This is a genomic window from Streptomyces sp. NPDC014764 (assembly GCF_043082785.1).
GTDB lineage: Bacteria > Actinomycetota > Actinomycetes > Streptomycetales > Streptomycetaceae > Streptomyces > Streptomyces althioticus.
Genome location: NZ_JBIBXY010000004.1, coordinates 422,172 through 439,872, shown reverse-complemented (window position 1 = coordinate 439,872; position 17,701 = coordinate 422,172). Strand labels below are relative to the sequence as shown.

At 68.9% G+C, this 17,701-nt stretch carries 17 protein-coding genes; 8 read left to right on the top strand and 9 right to left on the bottom strand.

Annotated features, from left to right (window positions below; all coding sequences use genetic code 11):
* Positions 1 to 141 precede the first annotated feature (141 nt).
* From ACF1AG_RS13890 to trxA, 5 genes are all read left to right on the top strand, one after another.
* On the top strand, positions 142 to 1,842 hold the full coding sequence (locus ACF1AG_RS13890) for a protein kinase family protein (protein WP_391809775.1): 1,701 nt from the start codon (positions 142 to 144) through the stop codon (positions 1,840 to 1,842).
* A 28-nt stretch (positions 1,843 to 1,870) separates the two neighbouring features.
* Complete coding sequence (gene sigM / locus ACF1AG_RS13885; protein WP_391809774.1) at positions 1,871 to 2,596, top strand: RNA polymerase sigma factor SigM; 726 nt, start codon at positions 1,871 to 1,873, stop codon at positions 2,594 to 2,596.
* Complete coding sequence (locus ACF1AG_RS13880; protein ID WP_391809773.1) at positions 2,593 to 3,510, top strand: anti-sigma factor family protein; 918 nt, start codon at positions 2,593 to 2,595, stop codon at positions 3,508 to 3,510. Before sigM ends, ACF1AG_RS13880 begins: the two co-directional genes overlap by 4 nt.
* A 195-nt stretch (positions 3,511 to 3,705) precedes the next feature.
* Positions 3,706 to 4,674: a thioredoxin-disulfide reductase gene (gene trxB, locus ACF1AG_RS13875; RefSeq protein WP_391809772.1), complete on the top strand. Its 969-nt coding sequence runs from the start codon at positions 3,706 to 3,708 to the stop codon at positions 4,672 to 4,674.
* 38 nt (positions 4,675 to 4,712) lie between these two features.
* A complete protein-coding gene (trxA, locus tag ACF1AG_RS13870; RefSeq protein ID WP_007383275.1) occupies positions 4,713 to 5,045 on the top strand; it encodes a thioredoxin in 333 nt (110 codons plus the stop codon).
* 88 nt (positions 5,046 to 5,133) lie between these two features.
* Here the strand turns inward: trxA and ACF1AG_RS13865 are convergent, their stop codons facing one another.
* From ACF1AG_RS13865 to rpmH, 9 genes are all read right to left on the bottom strand, one after another.
* Positions 5,134 to 5,751: a GNAT family N-acetyltransferase gene (locus tag ACF1AG_RS13865; RefSeq protein ID WP_359601748.1), complete on the bottom strand. Its 618-nt coding sequence runs from the start codon at positions 5,749 to 5,751 to the stop codon at positions 5,134 to 5,136.
* A gap of 317 nt (positions 5,752 to 6,068) precedes the next feature.
* Positions 6,069 to 7,169: a ParB/RepB/Spo0J family partition protein gene (locus ACF1AG_RS13860; protein ID WP_391809771.1), complete on the bottom strand. Its 1,101-nt coding sequence runs from the start codon at positions 7,167 to 7,169 to the stop codon at positions 6,069 to 6,071.
* A complete protein-coding gene (locus ACF1AG_RS13855; RefSeq protein ID WP_359601756.1) occupies positions 7,166 to 8,242 on the bottom strand; it encodes a ParA family protein in 1,077 nt (358 codons plus the stop codon). Before ACF1AG_RS13855 ends, ACF1AG_RS13860 begins: the two co-directional genes overlap by 4 nt.
* A gap of 369 nt (positions 8,243 to 8,611) precedes the next feature.
* Entirely contained in the window at positions 8,612 to 9,331 is a 720-nt protein-coding gene (rsmG, locus tag ACF1AG_RS13850; RefSeq protein WP_359601746.1) for a 16S rRNA (guanine(527)-N(7))-methyltransferase RsmG, read from the bottom strand.
* Positions 9,332 to 9,452: 121 nt separating this feature from the next.
* Positions 9,453 to 9,965: a R3H domain-containing nucleic acid-binding protein gene (locus tag ACF1AG_RS13845; protein ID WP_359601745.1), complete on the bottom strand. Its 513-nt coding sequence runs from the start codon at positions 9,963 to 9,965 to the stop codon at positions 9,453 to 9,455.
* Between the two features lie 15 nt (positions 9,966 to 9,980).
* The gene (yidC, locus tag ACF1AG_RS13840; protein ID WP_359601744.1) at positions 9,981 to 11,246 is read right to left on the bottom strand and encodes a membrane protein insertase YidC; all 1,266 of its coding nucleotides are present in this window, start codon (positions 11,244 to 11,246) and stop codon (positions 9,981 to 9,983) included.
* Positions 11,247 to 11,249: 3 nt separating this feature from the next.
* Complete coding sequence (yidD, locus tag ACF1AG_RS13835) at positions 11,250 to 11,624, bottom strand: membrane protein insertion efficiency factor YidD (protein WP_359601743.1); 375 nt, start codon at positions 11,622 to 11,624, stop codon at positions 11,250 to 11,252.
* The gene (gene rnpA / locus ACF1AG_RS13830) at positions 11,621 to 11,992 is read right to left on the bottom strand and encodes a ribonuclease P protein component (protein ID WP_006134075.1); all 372 of its coding nucleotides are present in this window, start codon (positions 11,990 to 11,992) and stop codon (positions 11,621 to 11,623) included. Before rnpA ends, yidD begins: the two co-directional genes overlap by 4 nt.
* A 21-nt stretch (positions 11,993 to 12,013) precedes the next feature.
* A complete protein-coding gene (rpmH, locus tag ACF1AG_RS13825) occupies positions 12,014 to 12,151 on the bottom strand; it encodes a 50S ribosomal protein L34 (RefSeq protein WP_003956500.1) in 138 nt (45 codons plus the stop codon).
* Positions 12,152 to 12,526: 375 nt separating this feature from the next.
* Between rpmH and dnaA the strand changes: the two genes are divergently transcribed.
* The 3 genes from dnaA (at position 12,527) to gnd (ending at position 17,653) form a co-directional block, all read left to right on the top strand.
* Positions 12,527 to 14,539 carry a chromosomal replication initiator protein DnaA gene (gene dnaA, locus ACF1AG_RS13820; RefSeq protein ID WP_359601742.1) on the top strand — a complete coding sequence of 671 codons (2,013 nt, stop codon included), beginning with the start codon at positions 12,527 to 12,529 and terminating at the stop codon, positions 14,537 to 14,539.
* Between the two features lie 965 nt (positions 14,540 to 15,504).
* A complete protein-coding gene (gene dnaN, locus ACF1AG_RS13815) occupies positions 15,505 to 16,635 on the top strand; it encodes a DNA polymerase III subunit beta (protein WP_359601741.1) in 1,131 nt (376 codons plus the stop codon).
* Between the two features lie 142 nt (positions 16,636 to 16,777).
* On the top strand, positions 16,778 to 17,653 hold the full coding sequence (gene gnd, locus ACF1AG_RS13810) for a phosphogluconate dehydrogenase (NAD(+)-dependent, decarboxylating) (RefSeq protein WP_391809770.1): 876 nt from the start codon (positions 16,778 to 16,780) through the stop codon (positions 17,651 to 17,653).
* The last annotated feature ends 48 nt before the right edge of the window (positions 17,654 to 17,701 follow it).

Below are 17,701 nucleotides of genomic sequence, written 5' to 3'. Positions count from 1 at the left end.
GCAGGGGGTAGGCGCACAACCATCGCCGGCCCCCGCGTGTCGTGCATAGCGGCGGACTGTGGGCACAATTGGGTTCGGCGTCGGACTGCGCGCGACGGACGCCGGGCCGGCGCGCAACGGATGGGGAGGCAGGGAACGACGGTGGCGGAACGGAGCACAGCTGCCGTCGACGTGGCAGACAACAGCGGCGAGCAGTCGCTGACCGCGGAGGCGGACCAGTCCACGGCCGACGGGGTGGCCAAGAACCGGGAGCAGGACACGGACAACGACGAGGCACAGGAGAGCACCGGGACCGAAGGTCCCGCGACGACCTCGCCACCGGAGCTGCACAGCGGCCACAAGCTGGCCAGACGCTACCGCCTCGAGGAGTGCGTCACCCGTCTGGACGGGTTCAGCAGTTGGCGTGCCGTGGACGAGAAGCTCCGCCGTGCCGTCGGCGTGCACGTCCTGCCCGCGGACCACTCGCGCGCCCGGTCCGTGCTGGCGGCGGCCCGCTCGTCGGCCCTGCTGGGCGACCCGCGCTTCGTCCAGGTCCTCGACGCGGTCGAGGAGAACGACCTCGTATACGTCGTCCACGAATGGCTGCCCGACGCCACCGAGCTGACCACCCTTCTCGCCTCCGGTCCGCTGGAGGTGTACGACGCCTACCAGATGGTCAGTCAGGTATCGAGCGCCATGGCGGCGGCCCACCGTGAGGGCCTCGCCCACCTACGCCTCAACCCCACCGCCGTCCTGCGCACCTCGACCGGCCAGTGGCGCATCCGCGGCCTCGCCGTCAACGCGGCGCTGCGCGGGGCCAGCTCGGACACCCCGCAGCGTACGGACACCGAGTCGATCGGCGCCCTGCTCTACGCGGCACTGACCCAGCGCTGGCCGTACGAGAACGACGCCTACGGCATGTCAGGTCTGCCGAAGGACATCGGTCTGATCCCGCCCGACCAGGTCCGGGCCGGCGTCCACCGCGGCCTGTCCGAACTGGCCATGCGCGCCCTCGCCAACGACGGCGCCACGGCCTCCCGCCACGAGTCGCCGTGCACCACTCCCGAGGAGCTGGTGAAGGCGATCGGCGAGATGCCCCGCATCCGTCCGCCGGAGCCTGCCTACACCGCTCCGCCGGACTACCAGCGCACCACGTACCAGCAGGGCTCCTACGGGCGCCCCGCCGCCTCTCCCCGCGTCACCCAGCCGGCACCGGTGCCGCCTCCTCCGTTGCAGAGCCGCACCGGCAAGGCGCTTAAGTGGGCGGTCTCGGCGCTGCTGATCGCCGCGCTGGGGCTGGGCAGTTGGCAGCTCGCGGACGCCCTCATGGACCAGGGCGGTACGGCCGACGACACCACCGACACCCGGACGACGGACGGCGACGAGAAGAACGTCCCAAAGCCGGTGCGCGGCAAGCCGATCGCCATCTCGGAGCTGAAGGACTTCGACCCGTTCGGCCAGGACGGGTCCGAGTATCCGGAGAACCTGCCGAAGATCCTGGACGGTGATCCGGCGAGCTACTGGCAGACCAGCTACTACGCGAGTTCCGACTTCGGCCGGCTGAAGCCGGGCGTGGGCGTCGTCGTCGACCTCGGCAAGAGCCAGGACGTCGGCAAGGTCGACGTCACCTTCATCGGCAGCACGTCCGTCGAGCTCCGTGCCGCGCCCGGGGACGCGCAGTCCCGCCCGACGTCCTTCGACTCGTACGACAAGGTCGCCGAGGGGTCGGGCACCACGGTCTCCCTCGCGCCCAAGGACACGGTGAAGACCCGTTACCTCCTGGTCTGGCTGACCGAGCTCCCCATGCAGGCCGACGACGGCCAGTGGCGTGGCCGGATCGCGGACATCAAGGTGGCCAGCTGAGGCCGGCCGCGTCGAGGGAGGGGATCCGATGGCGGACGGCGCCGCATACGACGGAGTGAGCGACCACGATCTGCTCACTCGGCACGTCGAGGGTGACACCGACGCCTTCGGTGAGATCGTGCGGCGGCACCGCGACCGGCTCTGGGCCGTGGCCCTCCGAACGCTGGGAGACCGCGAGGAAGCCGCCGACGCCGTCCAGGACGCCCTCGTCTCCGCCTACCGGGCCGCCCACACCTTCCGCGGCCAGTCGGCCGTCACGACGTGGCTGCACCGCATCACGGTGAACGCCTGCCTGGACCGCGCCCGGAAGGCCGCCTCCCGGAAGACCGCGCCGGTCGACGACACCGAACGCCTGGAGCAGCTGCTCGAGCCGCACGAGTCGGCCTCGGCTCCCGCGGAGCGCAACGATCTGCACCGGCAGCTGATCGAGGCGATGACCACCCTCCCGCCCGACCAGCGGGCCGCGCTCGTCCTGGTGGACATGCAGGGCTACCCGGTCGCCGAAGCGGCCCGCATCCTCGACGTGCCCACCGGCACGGTCAAGAGCCGGTGTGCCCGCGGCCGCGCGAGACTCCTGCCCCTGCTCACCCACCTGCGCCCGGGAGGCACGGCTGACGAGGAGCGCAGAAGCGGGGGACGGAACCGGAAAGGGGGGACATCCGTCCCACCCGCAGCGGGTCCACGGCGACCGGACCCACCCGAGACAGGATCGAACGACCCGGCTGTAGTGAAGGGCGGAGGTGGGCGAGCGTGACGTCGACGACCGACAAGGCGGAGCACCCGGACGTCACGGAGATCTCCGACCTCACCGAAGGTCTCCTCCCGGCGGACCGCAGGGAGGACGTCCGCGAGCATCTGGATCAGTGCGAGCTCTGTGCCGACGTGCACGCCTCCCTGCAGGAGATCCGAGGACTGCTCGGCACGGTCCCGGGTCCGCCGCGCATGCCGGCGGACGTCGCGGGACGCATCGACGCGGCGCTGGCCGCCGAGGCGCTCCTGCATGCAACGGCCCCCGCGACCGACGGCGAGGACGAGAACGCCTCCCTCGGAACAGCGATGGCCGACGGCGAGCCGCTCCATGTTTCACGTGAAACACCGGTGCCCTCCTCCGGCCGCCCCGCGGGTCGCCCTCGCTCCTCGAGCACGGGGCCGGGCCGCAAGCCGCGGTTGCGGGGCAGGAGCCGCCGAGCCGTGCTGGGGGCGGCATTCGCCGTCGCCGCTCTCGGTCTCGGTTCCGTGGTGCTGTCGTCGCTGAACGGCGGCGAGGGCCCGGACGACGGGCAGCGGACGACCACGGCAGCGGACACCTTCTCCGAGGGGAAGCTGGAGAAGAAGGTCGACGATCTGCTCGCGCGCAGCCCCGGCCAGGACAAGGGAGCCCGCTCCCCTCACACCTTCGGCATGGAGTCGGACTCCTCCGGTGCGAACCCGAGGGTGCTGACGAAGCCCGAAGTCCCGGCGTGCGTCCAGGAGGGCATCGGCCGTAACGATGCCGCGCTGGCCACCGAGCAGGGTGTCTACCAGGGCAAGGCCGCTCTGCTGGTCGTGCTGCCCGACGCCTCGGACGTCACGCGGGTGACCGCCTACATCGTCGACGCGACCTGCGTGGAGAACACCTCTCCGTCCACCACTTCGAAGGTCCTGCTGGAGCACTCCTACGCGCGCTGACCGCATACGCGTGGTCTCGGTTCTGCGTGGTATCCCGTACGGTGTGTGGCCCCGGCGTGCCCGCCGGAGCACCGTCCGCGCGTGGCCGGGCACGGCGGGAATGCGGGCCCCTTAGGATCCGTTGGGTGGGGTGAGAGTTCCGAAAGAAGCTCCCACCGGTCGAACGACGCCAGACCAGAGACGAGGAATTCAGCCGTGAGCGACGTCCGTAACGTGATCATCATCGGCTCGGGGCCCGCCGGCTACACGGCAGCGCTCTACACCGCCCGTGCGTCGCTGAAGCCCCTCGTGTTCGAGGGCGCTGTCACCGCCGGCGGTGCGCTGATGAACACCACCGACGTGGAGAACTTCCCCGGTTTTCAGGACGGCATCATGGGCCCGGAGCTCATGGACAACATGCGGGCCCAGGCGGAGCGCTTCGGCGCCGAGCTCATTCCGGACGACGTCGTGGCCGTCGACCTGACCGGTGAGATCAAGACCGTCACGGACACCGCCGGCACGGTCCACAAGGCCAAGGCCGTGATCGTGACGACCGGTTCGCAGCACCGCAAGCTCGGGCTGCCGAACGAGGACGCCCTCTCCGGCCGCGGCGTCTCGTGGTGCGCAACCTGTGACGGCTTCTTCTTCAAGGACCAGGACATCGCCGTCATCGGCGGCGGTGACACCGCCATGGAAGAGGCAACCTTCCTGTCGCGCTTCGCCAAGTCCGTGACGATCGTCCACCGCCGTGACACCCTGCGCGCCTCCAAGGCGATGCAGGAGCGCGCCTTCGCCGACCCGAAGATCTCGTTCGTCTGGGACAGCGAGGTCGCTGAGATTCTGGGCGACCAGAAGCTCTCGGGGCTGAAGCTGCGCAACGTCAAGACGGGTGAGCTCTCCGACCTGGCAGCGACCGGCCTGTTCATCGCGATCGGCCACGACCCGCGGACCGAGCTCTTCAAGAGCCAGCTCGAGCTGGACGAGGAGGGCTACCTGAAGGTCGACGCGCCCTCGACGCGCACCAACATCACGGGCGTCTTCGCGGCCGGTGACGTGGTGGACCACACCTACCGCCAGGCGATCACCGCGGCCGGCACCGGCTGCTCGGCGGCCCTCGACGCTGAGCGCTTCCTCGCCGCTCTTGGCGACGAGGACAAGGCCGAGCCCGAGAAGACCACTGTCTGACCCCCTCTCCCCACGCACCAACGATTAAGGAGCCCGCTGTGGCCGGCACCCTGAAGAACGTGACCGACGACTCCTTCGAGCAGGACGTCCTCAAGAGCGACAAGCCTGTTCTGGTGGACTTCTGGGCCGCCTGGTGCGGTCCCTGCCGTCAGATCGCTCCGTCCCTCGAGGCCATCGCTGCCGAGTACGGCGACAAGATCGAGATCGTCAAGCTCAACATCGACGAGAACCCGGGCACGGCCGCCAAGTACGGCGTCATGTCCATTCCGACCCTGAACGTCTACCAGGGTGGCGAGGTCGCCAAGACCATCGTCGGCGCCAAGCCGAAGGCCGCGATCGTCCGTGACCTCGAGGACTTCATCGCCGAATAAACAGTGAGCCGCCTCCACGGCGGTTCATGTTTCACGTGAAACACGAATGGGCCGACCCTCTTGGGTCGGCCCATTCGACTGAGTGAGATCAGAGCGGCCGCAGCGCCGGCTCCTTCTGCACGGCCCCCAGCAATCGGTCGAGCGCCATCTCCACGTCTTCCTTCCAGGAGAGTGTCGTCCTCAGCTCCAGACGCAGCCGAGGATGGGCGTGGTGCTGGCGGACCGTCTTGAACCCCACGGCGAGTAGATGGTCCGCGGGAAGCACGCAGGCCGGCTCTTTCCAGCGGGCGTCGCCGAAGGCTTCGATCGCTTTGAACCCTCGCCGTAGCAGATCCTTGGCCACCGTCTGCACCATCACACGACCGAGCCCTTGTCCCTGATGGTCGGGAAGGATGAACGCGGTGATCAGCTGAACCGCGTCGGGAGACACCGGGCTGGTGGGGAATGCCGTGGAGCGCGGCACATAGGCCGGCGGCGCGTAGAGGACGTAGCCGACGGGGACTTCGTCCACATAGACGACGCGTCCGCAGGAGCCCCAGTCGAGCAGGACCGCCGAGATCCAGGACTCCTTCTCCAGCGCCGCGGTGCCCGCCTTTACGGCTGCTTCGCCGCTGACCGGGTCGAGTTCCCAGAAGACGCACGACCGGCAGCGCTGGGGGAGGTCCGGAAGGTTGTCCAGCGTGAGCGGTACGAGCCGACGCCCCATGAAGGCTGTTCCTCGCTTCCTTCGCCCGCTGCCACACGGGCGGCGGTCAGAGCACTCCGTTCTCTGAGCAGACTGCCGATGAAGCCGCTGACGACGCCCACCCCCAGCCCCGCGCTCATCAGTCCGGTGCGGCTCGTCATTCGCATGGCCCCTGCCTAGCTCTCAGAGGTGGTGCCGGATGGGTGCGCCATATACGAACGCATCGTATCCATGAAGCGATTCCCCCGATACCGCCACAAGGCAAAGGGCGGACCGTGTCCCGGTTGGTACCGGACACGATCCGCCCCAGCAGCTCTCAAGCCGAGCGGAGGGACTCCTCAGGAGTCGTTCTCCTCGGTGTCATCCTCGTCCACGAGGCTCTTCTGGAGTACCGGGCCCTCTCCTGGGGCGAGGCTACCGAGGATGCGCTCCAGGTCCTCCATCGAGGCGAACTCGACGGTGATCTTGCCCTTCTTCTGGCCGAGGTCGACCTTCACCCGCGTCTCGAAGCGGTCCGAGAGGCGTGTCGCCAGTTCGGACAGGGCCGGGGACACCCGGGCGCCCGCCCGCGGGCCCTTGGAGCGCTGCGCCTTCTGCGGTCGCGAGCCCATCAGGGTCACGATCTCTTCGACGGCCCGCACCGAGAGACCCTCGGCCACGATGCGGTGAGCCAGCCGGTCCTGCTCCTCGGAGTCCTCGACGGATAGCAGGGCTCGGGCGTGCCCGGCGGACAGCACTCCGGCAGCCACACGGCGCTGCACGGTCGGGGACAGCTTCAGCAGACGGAGGGTGTTGGACACCTGCGGCCGGGACCGGCCGATGCGGTCGGCCAGCTGGTCGTGCGTGCAGTTGAAGTCCTTGAGCAGCTGGTCGTAGGCGGCTGCCTCTTCCAGCGGGTTCAGCTGCGCACGGTGGAGGTTCTCCAGCAGCGCGTCCAGGAGGAGCTTCTCGTCGTCCGTGGCGCGCACGATGGCCGGGATGGCGTCGAGCCCGGCCTCGCGGCAGGCACGCCACCGGCGCTCACCCATGATGAGCTCGTAGCGGCCGCCGCCCACCTGTCGCACGACGACGGGCTGGAGCAGACCGACCTCCTTGATGGAGGTGATCAGTTCGGCCAGGGCGTCCTCGTCGAAGACCTCACGGGGTTGCCGCGGGTTCGGCGTGATGGCGTCGAGGGGGATCTCGGCGAAGTGGGCACCCACCGGCGCCGCCGTCACCGACGGGCTCGTCGCTGCCGTGTCTTCCGTTTCACGTGAAACGGAAGCCAGGGTGGCCACCTTGGCGGCAGCCACTCCGCGTTCATTCGGCAGTACCGGGACCGTCGCGGGCGACGAGGAGGCCGTCCCGCCCAATGCGGCCGGCGGCACCGTCTTCTCTGTCGGGGCAGCGGGGATCAGTGCTCCGAGCCCACGACCCAGTCCCCTCCGTCGCTCACTCACTGCACGCCCTCCACCATGTTCGGATCAGTCTGTTGTGCGCCGATGTGCGCCTGCGACGCGTCGTACCGGACGCCGACGCCCCTCAGCGCGATCTCGCGTGCTGCCTCGAAGTACGAGAGAGCACCGCTCGATCCAGGATCGTAAGTCAGCACCGTCTGTCCGTAGCTCGGTGCCTCGGAGATTCGGACGGAGCGGGGGATGCTGGTGCGCAGAACTTCCTCGCCGAAGTGGGTGCGCACCTCCTCGGCGACCTGGGAGGCAAGCCGTGTCCGGCCGTCGTACATGGTGAGCAGGATCGTCGAGACGTGCAGGGCGGGGTTGAGATGACCCCGCACGAGGTCGACGTTGCGCAGCAGCTGCCCGAGTCCCTCCAGCGCGTAGTACTCGCACTGGATCGGGATGAGCACTTCCTGGCCGGCCACCAGGGCGTTGACCGTGAGGAGGCCGAGCGACGGCGGGCAGTCGATGAGGATGTAGTCCAGCGGCTGCTCGTAGGCCTGGATGGCCCGCTGCAGTCGGCTCTCGCGCGCCACCAGCGACACCAGCTCGATCTCCGCACCGGCGAGATCGATGGTGGCGGGAGCGCAGAAGAGGCCCTCGACATCAGGGACGGGCTGGACGACATCCGACAGGGGCTTGCTCTCCACCAGTACGTCGTAGATGGAAGGCACCTCGGCGTGGTGGTCGATCCCCAGGGCGGTGGACGCGTTGCCCTGCGGGTCGAGGTCGATCACCAGGACGCGGGCGCCGTGCAGAGCGAGCGAGGCGGCCAGGTTGACGGTGGTCGTCGTCTTCCCGACGCCGCCCTTCTGATTGGCGACCACGATGACGCGGGTCTGCTCGGGTCGCGGCAGCCCTTCACCGGCACGACCCAGAGCCTCCACCGCCAGTTGGGCAGCGCGACCGATGGGAGTGTCGTCCATCGGAGGCGGTGTTTCACGTGAAACATCCGCCCCCATCGATTCGGTACGGGGACCGGGGACCGGATCGGTCATCGGTCCCGCGATGTTGGCGTCGGACCGCAAGGATTCACTCTCCTCGACTTCAGGCTCGCAATGAACAGAGCCTCCCATGCCTTCGGGGTCGCGAACCAGTGAGGCCTGACGTTCTGTGGAGAAATCCACCTCTGTGGACATCTCCGTGCCCCGTGAGGGGGGAGGTGACTCGCGTGGAGCGGAGCTCTCGCCGAGGGAACCCAGAGGCTTCCGTTCACGAGGTTCGGCCGCAGCGCGGCCCCGACTGATGATGCCGTGCAGCAGTGAGCGACGTTTCACGTGAAACACGATGCACAGCGTCGGAGGCGACGCTGCTGCGACACTCCGGCATGTGTGGGTGAGGCAGCTTGTGTGGAGTACGCCCGGCCACGAGGACCGGGCGCGACGTCCCGAGGCGTGTCTCTGCCCTCAAGAGACCCCTCGCACTCCACGACGAGGGATGTACGGCTATCCGCGCCGACGTCGGGCGCGCCCGGTGCGGGCGGCCTTTGCGCGCTTGGCGGCGAAGCGCACACCTCCGGGGCTCTCCCCGACCTCGACCCGCACCACCGTGGACAGTGGGTCCACGACGCCCTCACCGACGTGCACGATCGACGTGGTCACGGCGCCGAGCTTGGTCAGGGCGGTGGCGGCGCTCTTCAGCTCCTCCTCCGCGGTGTCCCCCTTGAGCGCGAGCATCTCCCCGTAGGGCCGAAGCAGGGGGATGCCCCAGGTGGCCAGACGGTCGAGCGGCGCCACGGCCCGAGCAGTCACCACATGCACGGGAGGCAGCTTGCCCATGACCTCCTCGGCGCGTCCCCGGACCACGGTCACATGGTCCAGCCCGAGCAGCTCCACGACCTCGGTCAGGAAGTTGGTCCGGCGGAGCAGCGGCTCCAGCAGGGTGATCTTCAGGTCCTCCCGGACCAGCGCCAGCGGGATGCCCGGCAGACCGGCACCCGAGCCGACGTCGCACACGGTGACGCCCTCAGGCACGACATCCGAGAGCACCGCGCAGTTCAGCAGATGCCGCTCCCACAGGCGGGGCACCTCGCGCGGTCCGATCAGACCGCGCTGCACACCCGCCTCGGCGAGCAGCTCGGCGTACCGGACCGCGTCCGCGAAGCGTTCGCCGAACACCTCACGGGCCTGCTCGGGCGCGGGGGGAAGCTCCGCTGCCTCCGTCACGGGGGACCGTCCTTCCGTACCGTGCCGGCGCGGGGCGCCGACACCAGAACCAGAACTACCAGGCTGACAAAGAGCGGCCCCGCCTGCGCAACAGACGGGGCCGGTGGAACGGTGAAGCCGATCAGGCGGGAAGCACGACGACGAAGCGCTGCGGCTCCTCGCCCTCGGACTCGCTGCGCAGGCCGGCCGCCTTGACCGCGTCGTGCACGACCTTGCGCTCGAAGGGGGTCATCGGGTCGAGCCGCACGGCCTGTCCGCTGCTCCTGGCCTCGGCCGCGGCCTTGGCGCCGAGGTCGGCGAGCTCGGTGCGCTTGCGGGCGCGGTAGCCGGCGATGTCGAGCATCAGACGGCTGCGGTCGCCGGTCTCCCGGTGGACCGCGAGGCGTGTGAGCTCCTGGAGAGCCTCCAGCACCTCGCCGTCACGGCCCACGAGCTTCTGCAGATCGCGGCTGCCCGAGTCACTGATGATCGAGACAGAGGCGCGGTCGGCCTCGACGTCCATGTCGATGTCGCCGTCGAGATCGGCGATGTCGAGCAGACCCTCCAGGTAGTCCGCCGCGATCTCGCCCTCCTGCTCGAGGCGGGTCAGGGTGTCTGCGCCCTCGGCAGCGGCCGCGGTGGTGCCTTCCGTCACGGGATGGACTCCTTCTTACTTCTTCGACGGGGACTTGGGCCGCTGCGGGCCCTTGCGCTGTCCGGACTGGGCCTTGCTGCGCGTGGAGCCGTTGCCCGCGGACTTGGCTTTGCCCTTGCTGCCGCTCGGCTTGGCGTCCTGCGGGTCGTCGGCCTTGGTCAGCGAGGTGGGTTCTCCCGCCGGCTTGGCCGCGCCGGAGTGGCGCTTGGACTTGGGCTGCCGCTTGGGCTGCTGTCGCTTGGCGGCGGCGGTGCTCGTCGTGCCGTCCTCGGCCTCGGCGGCGGCGCCGTTCTCGCTCTTGATCACGGTGCCGTCGGTCTGGGCGGCGAGGCCCGCCTTGTTCAGGCCGTTGATGAACTTGCGCTCGTACTCGTTGCGTTCGCGGCCCTTCGCGACGATCGCCTTGACGATGGCGCGCTCCCGGCGGTTGCGGGTCTTGCCGTGCTTGGCGACGTGCTTGGAGAGGCGCTCCAGGTAGGAGGCCTGGGCCTTGGAACCCGGGGTCGGGTTGTTGTGAATGACGTACATCTGCTGGCCCATGGTCCACACGTTGGTGGTCAGCCAGTAGACGAGGACACCGACGGGGAAGTTGATGCCGAAGACGGCGAAGATGACGGGGAAGACGTACATCAGCATCTTCTGCTGCTGCATGAACGGCGTCTTCACCGTGGTGTCGACGTTCTTCGTCATCAGCTGGCGCTGCGTGTAGAACTGCGACAGCGACATCAGGACGATCATGATCGCCGTGACGACACGCACGTCGGTCAGCGACGAGTTGAGCGCCTCGACCTTCTCGGGGCTGTCCGTGAACTTGGCCGCGAGCGGGGCACCGAAGATGTGGGCCTTCTGGGCGCTCTCCAGCAGTCGCTCGTTGATCACGCCGATGGTGTCGTTCGACGCGATGCTGTTGAGCACGTGGTACAGGGCGAAGAAGAACGGCGACTGCGCCAGGATGGGAAGACACGAGGAGAGCGGGTTGGTACCCGTCTCCTTGTAGAGCTTCATCATCTCTTCGGACTGGCGCTGCTTGTCGTTCTTGTAGCGCTCCTGGATCTTCTTCATCTCCGGCTGGAGCGTCTGCATGGCGCGCGTCGCCTTGATCTGCTTCACGAAGAGCGGGATCAGGCAGATGCGGATGAGAATCACCAGGGACACGATGGACAGGCCCCAGGCCCATCCTGTGTCAGGCCCGAAGAGGGAGCCGTACACGCTGTGGAACTGGACGATGACCCAGGAGACAGGTGTCGTGATGAAGCTGAAGAGGCTGGCAATCGTGTCCACTAATCATGCTCCTTGGGCATGGGACGAGGTCTCTGCGGCCGGGCCCGACGGACTCGTAGGACTTGTGGGAGAAGCCTGTCCCTCGGTGGCCGGTGCGGCGGCGGAGGTCCCGCCCTTGCGTGCACGCCAGGCGTTACGCAGCATTTCGTGCCACCGCGGGCGCTTGCGCGGCGGGACATGGTCCACACCGCCGAGCGACCACGGATTGCACCGCAGGATGCGCCAGGCCGTGAGTGCTGTTCCCTTGACGGCACCGTGCCGGTCGATGGCCGTGTAGCCGTAGTGGGAGCACGACGGGTAGTACTTGCACACCGGGCCCAGCAGCGGACTGATCGTCCACTGATAGAGCTTGATCAGTGCCAGCAGCGGGTACTTCATCGCGCGCCCCCTCCCAGCAGCCGCTGCAGAGCGGCGTCCAGGTCTCGGGCCAGCTGTGCATGGTCGGCGTCGCCCGCGGGGGGCAGCGCTCGTACCACTACCAGGCTACCGGGGGGCAGCTGGTCGACTCGCTCGCGCATCAGATGGCGAAGCCTCCGCTTCACCTTGTTGCGCACCACCGCTCCGCCCACGGCCTTGCTCACGACGAAACCCGCACGCGTCGGGGGAGCGCTCTCCCCAGGCGCATGCGGGTCCGTTGCACCGCTACGAAGATGGACGACGAGGTGCTGGCGCCCGGCCCGGCGTCCTCGTCGTACCGCGGTCGCGAAGTCCTCGCGCCGCCTCAGCCGGTTCTCGGTGGGCAGCACGACGTCATGACCTGATCGGGATCAGGCGGACAGACGGGCGCGACCCTTGCTGCGGCGGGACGCGAGAATCGCGCGGCCGGCACGGGTGCGCATACGCAGCCGGAAGCCGTGGGTCTTGGCGCGACGACGGTTGTTCGGCTGGAAGGTGCGCTTGCTCACTCGGGGGCTCCAGAAAGAATCGGTGTTTGCGGGGTGCCGTCCTGGCTGTCACCGTGCGCCCACGAGTAGCTCGCGTTACGCCCGAGTGCACCGCTGACCGATCATTTTGCGCGATCTGTGCCCATCGGAGGCAGGCGGCAGCAGCCATCGACAACTCGACCTCGTCACGGTACGTGCGACTGCGCCATTCGGTCAAACCGACGGGCGCCGGGAGACACTTGTCCACAGCCTGGGGACAACAACTTGAACCGTACCGGTCGCGCTGACTACCGTGACTGGACTCCGATTCGTTCCCTTGACCCTTCACCACCCGATTTACATCCCGACCCGTCCCCCGCATCACACGATCGAGGGACCTGTGAGAGAGCGTGCCCTGTGGCTGACGTACCTGCCGATCTTGCCGCAGTGTGGCCACGCGTACTGGAGCAACTGCTCGGCGAGGGCCGTGGACAAGGTGTCGAGAGCAAGGACGAACACTGGATCCGGCGCTGCCAGCCGCTGGCCCTGGTCGCCGACACCGCTCTGCTCGCCGTACCCAACGAGTTCGCCAAGGGCGTGCTCGAGGGCCGTCTCGCCCCGGTCGTCAGCGAGAGCCTGAGCCGCGAGTGCGGCCGCCCGATCCGCATCGCGATCACGGTCGACGAGACCGCGGGCGAGCCGCCGGCCACGCCCGCGCCCGCTCCCCGTCCGCAGCCGCGCTACGAGGAGCCGGAGCTGCCCTCCGTGCACCCGGAGCGTCACGACCACCGCGAGCGTCCGGACCACCGCGAACGCCAGGAGCGCGAGCCGTACCAGGACCGCGAGTCCTACCAGGACCGTGAGCCGTACGGCGGGTACGACCGCCGCCGCGGCGGCGACCAGCAGGGCCGGCCGGACGACCAGCTGCCCTCGGCGCGCCCCGCCTACCCGTCGGAGTACCAGCGGCCCGAGCCCGGCTCCTGGCCGCGTCCCTCGCAGGACGACTACGGCTGGCAGCAGCAGCGGCTCGGCTTCCCCGACCGCGACCCCTACGCCTCGCCGTCCCAGGACACCTACGGCTCCCCCCAGCAGGACCCCTACGGCTCGCAGGATCCGTACGGCACCAAGGACTCGTACGGCTCGGACTCCTACGGCCCGTCCTCCCAGGACTACCGTCCCCAGCCTGTGGAGCGCCCGTCCTACGACCAGCGCTCCGACTACGAGACGGCCCGCGGCGACTACGACCAGCGCGACGACCGCCGCCGCGACCTGCCCGAGCCGCCGCCGGGCTCGGGGCACGTCCACCGCGGCGGCCCGGTCGGCCCGAATCTGCCGACGACCGGAGCCCCCGGCCCTCTGGCGGCGCAGCCGGCCCCGGCGACGGGCCCCGGCGAGCCGACCGCGCGGCTGAACCCGAAGTACCTCTTCGACACCTTCGTCATCGGCGCGTCCAACCGTTTCGCGCACGCGGCCGCGGTGGCCGTCGCGGAGGCGCCGGCGAAGGCGTACAACCCCCTGTTCATCTACGGGGAGTCGGGCCTCGGCAAGACGCATCTGCTGCACGCCATCGGGCACTACGCGCGGAGCCTCTACCCGGGCACGCGCGTGCGGTACGTGAGCTCCGAGGAGTTCACCAACGAGTTCATCAACTCCATCCGCGACGGCAAGGGCGACAGCTTCCGCAAGCGCTACCGCGAGATGGACATCCTGCTCGTCGACGACATCCAGTTCCTGGCGGACAAGGAGTCGACGCAGGAGGAGTTCTTCCACACGTTCAACACGCTCCACAACGCCAACAAGCAGATCGTGCTGTCCTCCGACCGGCCGCCCAAGCAGCTGGTGACGCTGGAGGACCGGCTGCGGAACCGTTTCGAGTGGGGCCTGATCACCGACGTCCAGCCGCCGGAGCTGGAGACGCGCATCGCGATCCTGCGCAAGAAGGCGGTGCAGGAGCAGCTCAACGCCCCGCCGGAGGTGCTGGAGTTCATCGCCTCCCGGATCTCGCGCAACATCCGCGAGCTGGAGGGCGCGCTGATCCGGGTGACGGCCTTCGCGTCGCTCAACCGGCAGCCGGTGGACCTGGGGCTCACGGAGATCGTCCTCAAGGACCTGATGCCCGGGGGCGACGACTCGGCTCCGGAGATCACCTCGACGGCCATCATGGGCGCGACGGCCGACTACTTCGGGCTCACCGTCGAGGACCTGTGCGGCACCTCCCGTGGCCGCGCGCTGGTGACCGCCCGGCAGATCGCCATGTACCTCTGCCGTGAGCTGACGGACCTGTCGCTGCCGAAGATCGGCGCCCTGTTCGGCGGGCGCGACCACACGACGGTGATGCACGCCGACCGGAAGATCCGCAATCTGATGGCCGAGCGGCGGTCCATCTACAACCAGGTCACCGAGCTCACCAACCGCATCAAGGCAGGCTGACGGCCCGTACGCACCCCTGAGGGCGCCCCTGGAGAGATCCGGGGGCGCCCTTCTTCGTGCTCCGGAGCCCGCCCCGGCCCTCCGGATGCCCCGTCCACGCTCCTCCGGTGCTCCGTCCACGCCCTTCCGGCGCCCGACCCACGGCCGTTCGACGCGCGCCCCCGGACGCCGACCGAGCGCACTGTTCGATTTCCCTCGTGGGTTACGGCCTTCCTCCACAGATTCGGCGACTTTTTCCCGTCCACACGCTGGGGACCGGAAAGTTGTCCCGACACCGTCCACAGCCGCCCCTGGTGAGAAGCTGTCTGCGCAGGTCACCTGCCTGTGGATCCGTGGACGAACGATCTCCACAGACTGTGGACGACGAGATGATCCACAGCCTGTGCATCAAGTTGTCCACGGGCTTCCCACAGGCTGCGGCCGGTTGTCCCCAGTGATCGGCGGCTTCTCCACATGACTGTCCACTGTTCGGCAACGTGACGCGCCTTCTCACCGCCCCGAGTGAAAGCCGTCACATCGAGCTGCCGAAGGGGGCTGTGGGAAAGGAGCTCAAACCTGGGGACGCGTCTGGGGAGAAGTCGGCCTCCCCTGTGCACGGGATGTGCAGAACTTTCCGTTCTCCACAGTGAGGCCCGGTTGTCCACCACCCCCGCCCACAGGGTCCGTGGACAAAAAACCGGCGCTGAGCTGCGCAAACGAGGTTATCCACGGTATCCACAGGCCCTACTACTACTCCCGACCATAGAGAGCGAGGAATTCGTTTCGAAGAGGGTCCTGTGCACAACTCGCTGTCTCGGTCCCACCTGCCACCCGTCACGACTTGACCCCGACGGGCACCTAGTGTCAGTGCGGTGCGTCAGACTGGACCCCGGTGTCCTTCCCCTCCGAGGGGCCGACGACACCGAGTCAGACGACGAAGCCAGGCACAGGGCGAGAAGCGCCGGCAACAGCAGGAGGCGGCAACAGTGAAGATCCGGGTGGAACGCGACGTACTCGCGGAGGCAGTGGCCTGGGCGGCTCGCAGCCTCCCGGCCCGTCCGCCGGCGCCTGTCCTCGCCGGCCTGCTGCTCAAGGCCGACGACGGCCAGCTGAGCCTGTCCAGCTTCGACTACGAGGTCTCCGCGCGCGTGTCGGTGGATGCCGAGGTCGAGGAGGAGGGCACGGTGCTGGTCTCCGGCCGCCTGCTCGCCGACATCTCCCGCGCCCTGCCCAACCGTCCGGTGGAGATCTCCACAGACGGTGTACGGGCGACGGTGGTCTGCGGCTCCTCGCGGTTCACGCTCCACACACTGCCTGTGGAGGAGTACCCGGCGCTGCCGCAGATGCCGAACGCGACGGGCACGGTCCCCGGCGAGGTCTTCGCCTCCGCCGTGCAGCAGGTCGCCATCGCGGCAGGCCGGGACGACACCCTGCCCGTCCTCACCGGTGTGCGCATCGAGATCGAGGGCGACACGGTGACGCTGGCCTCCACCGACCGCTACCGCTTCGCGGTCCGCGAGTTCCTGTGGAAGCCGGAGAACCCGGAGGCCTCCGCGGTCGCCCTGGTGCCCGCCAAGACCCTGCTGGACACGGCCAAGGCGCTGACCAGCGGCGACCAGGTGATCCTGGCGCTTTCCGGCTCCGGCGCCGGTGAGGGCCTGATCGGTTTCGAGGGCGCGGGCCGCCGCACCACCACGCGTCTGCTGGAGGGCGACCTCCCGAAGTACCGCACGCTGTTCCCGACGGAGTTCAACAGCGTCGCCGTGATCGAGACCGCCCCCTTCGTGGAGGCCGTGAAGCGCGTGGCCCTGGTCGCCGAGCGCAACACCCCGGTGCGGCTGAGCTTCGAGCAGGGCGTGCTGATCCTGGAGGCCGGTTCCAGCGACGACGCACAGGCTGTGGAAAGGGTCGACGCCCAGCTCGAGGGCGACGACATCTCCATCGCCTTCAACCCGACGTTCCTGCTGGACGGTCTGAGCGCCATCGACTCCCCGGTGGCCCAGCTGTCGTTCACCACGTCCACCAAGCCGGCGCTGCTCAGCGGCCGCCCGGCGATGGACGCGGAGGCGGACGAGGCCTACAAGTACCTGATCATGCCGGTGCGGCTCAGCGGCTGATCCGCCGCCCGCGGCGAAGCCGCAGGTGGGACGGGCGTGTGAGCGCGTATGCCCACAGATGTGCGCGAGCGTCCGGGTTTAGGCTCGGACGCCGGTACGCAAGTGCCGTCACGTCCCGTCGCAACCTTAAGGAACACATCTGATGGAGCTCGGTCTCGTCGGTCTCGGCAAGATGGGCGGCAACATGCGCGAGCGACTGCGCCGCGCCGGCCACACCGTTTTCGGGTACGACCGCAACCCGGACCTCGCCGACGTCCACAGCCTGCGCGAGCTTGTGGGCAAGCTCAGCGGCCCCCGTGTGGTGTGGGTGATGGTCCCGGCCGGTGAGCCGACCCAGTCCACGGTCGACGAGCTGGCCGAGCTGCTGGAGCCGGGCGACGTCGTGGTGGACGGCGGCAACTCCCGCTGGTCCGACGACGAGAAGCACGCCGGGGAGCTGGCGGCCAAGGGCATCGGCTTCGTCGACTGCGGCGTCTCCGGCGGCGTCTGGGGCCTGGAGAACGGCTACGCGCTGATGTACGGCGGCTCCAAGGAGGACGTCGCCAAGGTGCAGCCCATATTCGACGCCCTCAAGCCGGAGGGCGACTTCGGCTCGGTGCACGCGGGCAAGGTCGGCGCGGGTCACTTCGCGAAGATGGTCCACAACGGCATCGAGTACGCCATGATGCAGGCCTACGCCGAGGGCTGGGAGCTGCTGGAGAAGGTCGCCTCGGTGACCGACGTCCGGGAGGTCTTCCGCTCCTGGCAGGAAGGCACCGTCATCCGCTCCTGGCTGCTCGACCTGGCGGTCAACGCCCTCGACGAGGACGAGCACCTCGACGAGCTCCGGGGTTATGCACAGGACTCCGGTGAGGGACGCTGGACTGTGGAGGCCGCCATCGACAACGCGGTCCCGCTGCCGGCGATCACCGCCTCGCTGTTCGCGCGGTTCGCCTCGCGCCAGGAGGACTCGCCGCAGATGAAGATGATCGCGGCGCTGCGGAACCAGTTCGGTGGCCACGCGGTAGAGAAGAAGTAGTCCACAGGGGACGTCTTTGTCCACAGGGCCGCGCGGCGGTCCACAATG

Bases quoted from the DNA above. Each gene is read 5' to 3' on its own strand.
- sigM (WP_391809774.1), top strand. From the start codon at position 1,871: ATGGCGGACGGCGCCGCATACGACGGAGTGAGCGACCACGATCTGCTC.
- ACF1AG_RS13865 (WP_359601748.1), bottom strand. From the start codon at position 5,751: ATGGGGCGTCGGCTCGTACCGCTCACGCTGGACAACCTTCCGGACCTC.
- ACF1AG_RS13855 (WP_359601756.1), bottom strand. From the start codon at position 8,242: ATGGGAGGCTCTGTTCATTGCGAGCCTGAAGTCGAGGAGAGTGAATCC.
- yidD (WP_359601743.1), bottom strand. From the start codon at position 11,624: ATGAAGTACCCGCTGCTGGCACTGATCAAGCTCTATCAGTGGACGATC.
- gnd (WP_391809770.1), top strand. From the start codon at position 16,778: ATGGAGCTCGGTCTCGTCGGTCTCGGCAAGATGGGCGGCAACATGCGC.